This window comes from Pseudoalteromonas sp. S4492 (genome assembly GCF_005886115.1).
GTDB lineage: Bacteria > Pseudomonadota > Gammaproteobacteria > Enterobacterales > Alteromonadaceae > Pseudoalteromonas > Pseudoalteromonas gelatinilytica.
Genome location: NZ_PNCP01000199.1, coordinates 1 through 349, shown reverse-complemented (window position 1 = coordinate 349; position 349 = coordinate 1). Strand labels below are relative to the sequence as shown.

1 protein-coding gene is annotated in these 349 nt (G+C 40.7%); it reads right to left on the bottom strand.

All coding sequences use genetic code 11. The features are described 5' to 3' along the window. Positions 1-349, bottom strand: a 349-nt coding sequence (locus CWC28_RS22350; RefSeq protein WP_212746821.1) for a hypothetical protein, incomplete at both ends; no start/stop codon positions are given.

Here is a 349-nt window from a genome sequence, read left to right as displayed (position 1 = left end):
GAACTTGGGCCTATACTCAAATTCGTCGACTGATGAGAATTTTTACTAGCAGTTATGGCGCTGTTTTCGCTAATAGTGGATGACTCTATTTCTAACACCTTCCGGGCTGCTGACTCAGGGGTTGAGTTGTCAGTTAATGGCCTTTTTCGTGAATGAGCCGTATTTCCACCATTAGTTGAGACTTCGTCGGGAATTCTCAGACGCTTTCTGTCTTTTCTGCTCTGTGATCTATAAAGACTCCTGATAATGATTGTCTGATCCTGTTCCTCTTTTTCCAAATTCTTATAGTTTTCCAGTTCTTTTATCTCCGAGGGAAGCATATCTATCAATTCATCTTTTGTTAGACTCA